Here is a 7862-nt window from a genome sequence, read left to right on the forward strand (position 1 = left end):
TGGGACTTACACAACTTAATGAGCAAAATTAGTCTATAATGCTTGTCAACCAAGGATTTTACTTCAAAAATATCATGGCGATCAAGGAAACAACTCCTACAGCTATGCCTCCTTGCTTTCAAAGATGGTGTAAAAAGTTTGATGATTGTTGGCCAAATCCACCCCAAACAACAGGTTTCAGACATTATTTAGGAGGTTGATTAGGGGAAAGCGAGAGGAAAAACCTATCACGAACATCGCCAATAACTCCATTGGAGTAGTTGACAATCGATTACATCATTTCTTAGCAAGTAAAATTAATCATCGTCGTATAGAAATTATAAATCAATACTCTCAAACCAAATTCCGAAGAGGATTTAGCTGAATTTGAGATGATTCAGGCCATCGAAAAAGTGGTAATTTGACATCGGGAGTAGGCCGACAAGACATTGGAGAAATCGTTCATTAATGGATAATGGATAATTGCGAACTTGATAATTACAAGAAGGTTTTAACCATTCGGGAATTGAATATAAGGAATATTTTCTTTGTTTTCCCCTATCCAAGGGGAGGCTTCAAGGCGCGAATTATTTAATTATTAATTTTTCGGTAAAACAGATCATGGAATAGTGAGTGTAACAACACACTATTATGATGGGAAAAAAAGTAGGCCTTGAGACATAGAGTTATATCAACATTCAAGTTCATTACCAGAAGGTAAAACAGATAAATTATTTCACAAAAAACCAGATATAGGAATGGAGTTAATTGAGCGTACTCTCTCGAGAGGTGCTCGTCCCGGAATTGTCCTGATTGATGCAGGTTATGGTAATAACACAGCATTTGTGAAAAAACGAGAAGAAAGAAAACTAAATTATTTAGGAGGAGTAGCAAAAAATCGGAAAGTTATCATCAAAAACGAGCTAGTCATAAAAGGAGAAAAATCCTTGGAGGAGTTAGCATTAAGCCTGTAAACACAGGATTTTCAACCAATGCTCCTCAACACAGAAAAACCAAAAACAGTTTTTGTAGCTACATTCAAAGGGTCAGTCTCACCCCTAGAAGGAGAAAGAACTTTTGCAGGGCGTTATCAATGGTAGTTCTGTAGCACAGGCAACAGAAATTGATGATTTCCGATACCAATGTTGACCCGTCAAAAGTGACACCTGAGTGGATGGTAAATACTTACTCACACAGAAATTGGATAGAGGTTTTTTACCGAGAAGCAATTATGATGGTTGGGGTTAAAAGAATATCAAGTTAGAGATAAATGGAGCCTGGAGAGCCATTTGATCTAGGTCCGATCGTGCTTATACTTTCATCATTTGGCATAAGTTAACTCGAGGGTGACAAAGACAATGGGCAAACAAACCTTTGAAGACATTATACTGAAGCATTAGAAGCTTTTCGTACAGCCATATCTTTCCGTTTTTTTGATTGGTTAAGGAACAATATAGACCTGTTTGTCTCTCATAAAGAGAGTTAAGGCTATATTTGGGCTGAAAAATTGTGTAAGTACCACTAAGAAACGACTGAGTGTTATCACTTTACATAAGCGTTTGGTAGCTGAAGTAAAAAGTCAAAATCCCTGGTATTATGAAGTCTCAAAGTGTGCCCTTTGGGCAACCCGGATTTCTCACAAAATAAGTTTGACTTATCAAAATCCTTATCTACTCAAAGTCATACAGAATAAGGTTTTCAACAGTGTGTTTTTTTTTTATCTCTTTTAAGCAGGGTTAAATGCTTGCTATACAAGGTTTTTAGCGACTATAATCGCAAAGTTTGTGAGAAATGCAGGGCAAGCATTAAGAAACTTAGAAAGGGCATTTAAAAATTTTTTAACTATTCCAAAACATGGTTTTCCTAAGTTTAATAAAAAAGGGAAAAAAGATAGTTTCTATCTAGAAGGAACAATTAAAATATTAAAAGGAAACTATATCAAATTACCCAGAATAGGAATAGTAAAAACTTATGAAATATTACCACACGTATGGGGTAGAAAAAAAGACAGTAATGGTAATCCAATAACTAAGAAAGGGGATAAACATCTGAATATAGTCAATGGTTATATTTTGTGGGAGGCTGTTCAACTAGCAGACAAGCGCACAAACCAAAAAACTATTTCCTGAATACAAATCCATACACTCCCAAGTTTTACAAGATGTTATCCAAGGAGTACAAACAACAATGGATAACTTGTGCCTTACCAGACAAAAACGGCAAAACCAGTAGGAGGCAGAAATTAAAGGGGAAACATTACTATAATTCTTTTAGCTATCCTCAGTTATCAAATGGGAATATTGTCAAAACTACTAAATTTTTTTAATATGGATTACGAAACCGCCCGTCAATTTCTCATTGACCAAGGAACTGCCCTAGAAACAAAAATTAATCCCGATGCTTTTCTCATGCGTCTCGACCAAGGCAAACCTCCGATTCCAGGTCAAGTAACTAACATTTTGTTGGCTCTAAAAATTTCTTTTGAAACATTACAAGGCGACCCCCTTCTAGACCGAGAATTAGTTGCCGGATTATATTTATTAGCAATAGAAAGCCTGAAATTATTTGAAGCAGGTAGACGAAAAAGAGTTATCTGGCCGCCACTTTTAAAAGAAGATATCGAACGAATTACAATTGCCGTGAAAAATATCTTTTCTGGAGTTTGGTCTGAAGCCAAATAAAACTTCATCGGTAAGTATTTAGCTATTAACAGTCAGCAAACAGTATTAAATTAGAGCGTTAGGATTAGGAGATGGGAAATAAGAATAATTTTTAGGGATTTGTAGTCAGATAATTTTCTCTCAATCTCTTGATCGGGACTTATGCAAGGGTGTTATTTATAGTGTTAAACTTTAATGCTATCTTGGTATTGGTTCTCTTTATTAGGTTCCCCTTAGCGTTGGCGGAGTAAGTGCGGCAGCTATATCGCCTGAACAACAAAATTCATAACCTGCGCAAAGACAGTAAATATAGTTTATTTTCCTAGTTTAGACATGACTCTATCTAAATAAATTTAGCCAAAAAACTCTAATTGTTATAGAATAATATCATTTTTTATTTGAGCTAAAAATATGAACTTTAACTATCTTGATTAATGATATTAAATGTGGTAAATAAGAATAAATTACCCTTTAAAACTGTATTGATGGACAATTGGTATGCAACACAAAGATTAATGGCATTGGTAGATAACTTAGGAAAAATATATTACCGAACTCTTAAGGTATAAAGCCTCTCCATTCATGGAGAAAAAGCGGTCGGCAAGCGGAGCATTCCGAAGGATGGGATGGCGAGGTCTCCTCGCTGGCCTCCAATCGACCAAGAGAGCGGTTGTTTGCGGAGCATTCTGTAGGATGGGATGGGGAGGTCTCCTCGCTGGCCTCCAATCAACCAAGAGAAGAAAAAAAAATCCTTGAATGTCAATCCTATCCGTTATAAGAAGAGGTAATAATTAATTATTAATTATTAATTATTAATTGTTGAATGTCCCTTAAAAATCAATCGTCTAGTAGATGACACTAGTGGTGTAGAGAAATATAAAAATATTGGGGAATTAAGTTGGAATGACTCAGAAAAAATATCAGGTAAAATAATTAACATTAAAGGATTTCCAAGAGATAAGAAAGTTAAGCTCCATACGGGCAAATGTTTCTACCAACAGAACAGAATATATTGTAACTAATGACTTAGATCAATCTTCGCTTTTATCCTGTATAATTTGAGTATCAAACCAGATGGAAGATAGAAGAGTTTCACAGAGAAATCAAGCAATTATAACAGGTAGAGAATTTTGTCAATTTCGTATCAGTCAAATTCAAAAAAATCATATAGCCTCTGCCATATTAGTCTGGAATTTTTTAAAAAAGATTAGCAGTGAAAATAGGAAAAACTATCTATAAAGTCAAACATGAATTACTCTCAGATTATCTGATACAAGAACTGAAGAACCCCACAATAAAATTCAGGGCTATTTTTATTTGATAGGTGTTTTTTACCCTTGTTTTAACAATGGCCAAAATCTTGAGGCGTTGGCGGAGTAAGTGCGGCAGCTATATCGCCCTTGATTTTTTAAGCGTTAGCGGAGATTTGCGCCAGCAATCGCCTAAATTAGTAGGCGCTATATATAGTGTCTTTGTGTAAGTCCTGTTTATAATAATTCCTCTAAAAAAGGTAATTAGCTGATAGCTGACATCTAATACCAAATTGATAAATTTTTGCTACAAATAGCTAGGCTATTTCTTATAAGTCAACTCACCCCTAACCCCTCCTGGGAGGGGAAATCAGGAGTCAGGAGTCAGAATTAATAGGTTTGATACCATTTTTTATGTCGTAAATTATCTTTTTCGTCAAATAGATATTTCAGATCAAGTCTTTTAATAGTGCTTATTATTCGTAACATTCTTTTGACAAAATAGTATAAATACTTACCTTCATAAGGTTGATTTATTTTAAATTCTCAAGAGAGGCAAAAGTTAATCTGTACTTGTAGATAGGCAAGACCCACCTGCCATATCTATTACAAAATACAGAAATACCAGACTTTTCAAAGATTCACAATTTTCTGATAAAATCTGGTAATTTCTTGGGATTAATGTTGACTCTATGTTGCAAAATAACTTTAATCAAAAAGAAATTTTATCTCATTTTTTACTCACACTTATTCAGATTATTTACTGAAATCCTTTTTCTCCGAAATACTTTCTAGAGATGCTAAAACTGTAGGTAGTTCTGCTAAAAAAGTTGCTACTATTTTTTCATCTTGACAAGCTCTAAGGTTACTTATAGTAGCCTCTTTTTCTGAAACTTTATAACTCATAAGTTGTTGATTGAATTTGTGGGTTAATGTTGATTGTTTAGCCTGTGGTGCAATTAAAACCATGACTTTCACCTCCAGTCAATTAATTTAGGGAAGCCTTAGCTTTTCTCCCTACTTCTATCATTACCGATTTTAGGTCTGACTTAAAAAAATGTAAAATAGCTTTACAATTGCTAGGGATCAACATTGACATCCTCCTAATTCATCCCACATTATAGCAGTTTTCCAAAATGTTGACTTGCATTGCTTCTGCCTCACACGAGTGCGCATTCCCTCTCTTGCTCAGCATTCCCTCTCTTGGTGCGTCCCTCTCTTGGTCGGCGTTCCCATGGCGAGGAGACCCCGCTCTTGCAGAGCAGCTCCGCTAACGCCGGGTTCCGACCGCTTGCGACTTGCCGAGCTGCCTCTTGCCTTCTTTCCTTCGGAATGCTACGCAAACAGAGGAGCTGCGCTAACAGAGGAGCTGCCTATGCGCAGAGGAGCTCCGAAGTGCGCTTTTCATGTCGGCTCAAGCGCCGAAACGCTAAGGTCGTCGCGGGATCTGACCGCTTGCGTAAGACGCACCCCGCGGGAGATCACCGCTTCTGCCTTCTGCATAAGTGCCTTGAAGCCCACATTCCGCACGACAAAATGTAGTATGTAACAGCGAGAAAATTTGAGTAAGTATTTAGACTTAATCAAAAAAAATCTGGAACTGTCATTTGGTAATATCATTCTCCAGAAGAAAGTGAGAAAAAAGGGTAAAAAATATCAGTAGAAGTAAGCAATTTAGACCACTTAGGATTGGTAACAGGAATAATTGATGAGATAGGCATAGAAAGGAAGATAAATGAGTTAATTGGAGAAAAAGCAACAGAAAAAGTTACAGTAGGTCAGGTAGTTAAAGGAATGGTCTTGAATGGATTAGGATGAGTTTCATCCCCACTATATTTATTTAACAGATTTTTTTTTTTGGAATTGCCATAGAACATTGAATTGGACCAGGGGTGAAAGCAGAGTATTTTAATGATGATAAATTGGGTAGAGTATTAGACCAACTGTATCAAAAAGGATTAAGTGAAATTTTTATGTCTTTAGTGTTGGAAGCAGTAGAAACTTATTAACTAGAAACAGATACAGTTCACTTAGACTCAAGGTAAGAATTCAGGTGAAAGCGATGTCGCTGCTTCTAGTATCTACCAATCCTTGATCTTCATAATTCAGGTATGAGATGTAGGAATCAAAGAAAGACTTGATAGGCGATCGCCTGTAAAGTTAGCCTTTAAAGACTGCTCAAAGAAACCAATGACAGAACGTTCCTGGCGACGACAGGTTTGTACCACAGTCAATAAAGCACGCTGTGTATTGAAATCTGGTCATGCTTCTGGAGCCACCACTTACCTTTCGTTTGGTGATAGCCAGGCTTAATGACCGTTCTGTAAGATTATTATCAGGAGGAATTTCTCGGTGATGGAGAAAATACCACCATTTATCTGCTTTGAGTTTGAGACTTCGTAATAGTTTTCCCGCTTCATAACCTGCCTTGTTACTCCATTGTTTGATGGTCAACTCTACCTTGTGTTTAAATCCAACAGCCCAGTGACGATAAACATGATGTTCTTGATTTTTTTGCCATTGGCTATAATGATGAAATCCCTCATCAATTAAGAGACTGTTTGTCAAACAAATCTTAAGAACAGCCAGATTTTTTAGCACCAAGCCTTCTTAACATTAATCTAATCATTGCAGTGTAAATCAGAGCTTCACTAATCTCTGGTAGTTGTTCATAGTCGAGAACTAAGCGTCGGTTGTGAAGTAGCCATGCATGCATTTCTCTCTACTACCCATCGCCTGGGCAAGACTTCAAATTCTTTACTGTTGCGCTTGATTATTGCCACTTGTGCTGAAATCAGCTGTGCGATACTGCTGACGCAACGCTCCGCGAACGCTAGCTGAAATTTCGGTCCACTATAACCAGAGTCAGCCCAAATTAATTCTATGCCAGAAATATTATCAGCCTGTTCCATGACCCATGCCATAGCTCCCAAGCGTTCTCCCATATTTGCTTCACTGACAAGTACCCCTACTAGTAACCCTTGAGTATCAACCAAGATATGACGCTTACGGCCTTTTACTTTTTTACCACCATCATAGCCATATACCTCCCCCCTGCTTGCTCCGTCCTTACGCTGAGAAAACCTCAGCGCGGGCGGTGCGCTTTTTGCCGTTGTTTTTACCGCCATACGAATCGACAACTGCTGTAGTAGGTTCTGGGTATCGTGTTTAAAGTATTCTTGTTTCTCGCCGTAGAGTATGATTTATTTCCTCCCAAACACCATGTCGTTGCCATTTACGTACATTTAGTTGATACAGTTTGCCAAGGTGGTAGATCATGGGGCAAAGAACGCCAATGACAACCAGAATAAAGGATATAGAAGATACCATTAACTACTTCTCTGAGATTAGCGTTTGGTTTTGGCCCTCGACGCGCGAGGTTTCGGTAGCAAAGGTTCTAGTAGTTCCCACTCGCGTTCGCGTAGCGTCCCGGAGGGAATCGCTTAGGTCACTGGCATAAGATTTTCGGGACATTGATTTGACACTCATCACTGATTTTTTATTTTCCTACCTTAAATACCTCTTCATGGCCATCTTTAGCTTTTTTTTACAAACAGTCTCTAAGTCTTTAAAAGCTTTCCCATATTACAGAAAAAGTTGAGCCGGAAAAAAAACGAGCAGGTAAATTTATATTAGCCACAAATGTTTTAGATACTGCTGCACTAACTACAGAAGAAATGTTGTCTAAATATAAAGAGCAGCAATCAGTAGAAAGAGGTTTTAGGTTTCTGCGCATACCCTCTCTTTCTAACTGATAGCGTCTTTCTCAAATCCCCCCAGAGAATTGAAGCTTTAGGGTTAATTATGGGCTTGTGTTTGTTGGTCTATACTTTAGCTCAACGTCAATTACGTCAAACTTTAAAACGACAGAAATCTACTGTGAAAAATCAATTAGGTCGTCCCACAAATAGACCAACGTTACGTTGGATATTTCAATGTTTTCAGTCAATCCATCTGTTGATTAATTCTGGGA

Annotated in this window: 5 protein-coding genes and 5 pseudogenes; 7 read left to right on the forward strand and 3 right to left on the reverse strand. The window is 37.3% G+C overall.

Annotated elements, in window-relative coordinates; genetic code table 11:
• Window positions 1-80: 80 nt before the first annotated feature.
• From F6K22_RS23570 to F6K22_RS23585, 4 genes and pseudogenes are all read left to right on the forward strand, one after another.
• Window positions 81-439, forward strand: a pseudogene (locus F6K22_RS23570) (IS701 family transposase); the annotation flags it as partial.
• Window positions 440-587: 148 nt separating this feature from the next.
• Window positions 588-1465: pseudogene (locus F6K22_RS23575) on the forward strand (transposase); the annotation flags it as partial.
• A 298-nt stretch (window positions 1466-1763) separates the two neighbouring features.
• Window positions 1764-2108, forward strand: a complete 345-nt coding sequence (locus F6K22_RS23580) for a hypothetical protein (protein WP_293103491.1) — start codon at window positions 1764-1766, stop codon at window positions 2106-2108.
• 198 nt (window positions 2109-2306) lie between these two features.
• Window positions 2307-2660, forward strand: coding sequence for a Dethiobiotin synthetase (locus tag F6K22_RS23585; RefSeq protein WP_293103493.1), 354 nt, complete (start codon window positions 2307-2309; stop codon window positions 2658-2660).
• Window positions 2661-4645: 1985 nt separating this feature from the next.
• Here the strand turns inward: F6K22_RS23585 and F6K22_RS23595 are convergent.
• Window positions 4646-4858 carry a hypothetical protein gene (locus F6K22_RS23595; RefSeq protein ID WP_293103496.1) on the reverse strand — a complete coding sequence of 71 codons (213 nt, stop codon included), beginning with the start codon at window positions 4856-4858 and terminating at the stop codon, window positions 4646-4648.
• 684 nt (window positions 4859-5542) lie between these two features.
• Here F6K22_RS23595 and F6K22_RS23600 point away from each other — a divergent pair.
• The gene (locus F6K22_RS23600; RefSeq protein WP_293103502.1) at window positions 5543-5707 is read left to right on the forward strand and encodes a DUF4277 domain-containing protein; all 165 of its coding nucleotides are present in this window, start codon (window positions 5543-5545) and stop codon (window positions 5705-5707) included.
• Between the two features lie 74 nt (window positions 5708-5781).
• Window positions 5782-5898 (forward strand): DUF4277 domain-containing protein, encoded by a 117-nt coding sequence (locus F6K22_RS23605; protein WP_293103499.1) that lies wholly within the window; start codon window positions 5782-5784, stop codon window positions 5896-5898.
• 96 nt (window positions 5899-5994) lie between these two features.
• Here F6K22_RS23605 and F6K22_RS23610 read toward each other — a convergent pair.
• Together F6K22_RS23610 and F6K22_RS23615 are read right to left on the reverse strand one after the other, a co-directional pair.
• Window positions 5995-6442, reverse strand: a pseudogene (locus tag F6K22_RS23610) (IS66 family transposase); the annotation flags it as partial.
• Between the two features lie 22 nt (window positions 6443-6464).
• Window positions 6465-7329: pseudogene (locus F6K22_RS23615) on the reverse strand (IS5 family transposase).
• Between the two features lie 156 nt (window positions 7330-7485).
• On the opposite strand from F6K22_RS23615, the pseudogene F6K22_RS23620 reads away from it, so the two are divergent.
• Window positions 7486-7862 (forward strand): annotated as a pseudogene (locus tag F6K22_RS23620) (IS1634 family transposase); the annotation flags it as partial.

Origin of the sequence: Okeania sp. SIO2F4 (genome assembly GCF_010672385.1) — a bacterium.
In the GTDB taxonomy this organism is placed as follows: domain Bacteria; phylum Cyanobacteriota; class Cyanobacteriia; order Cyanobacteriales; family Microcoleaceae; genus Trichodesmium.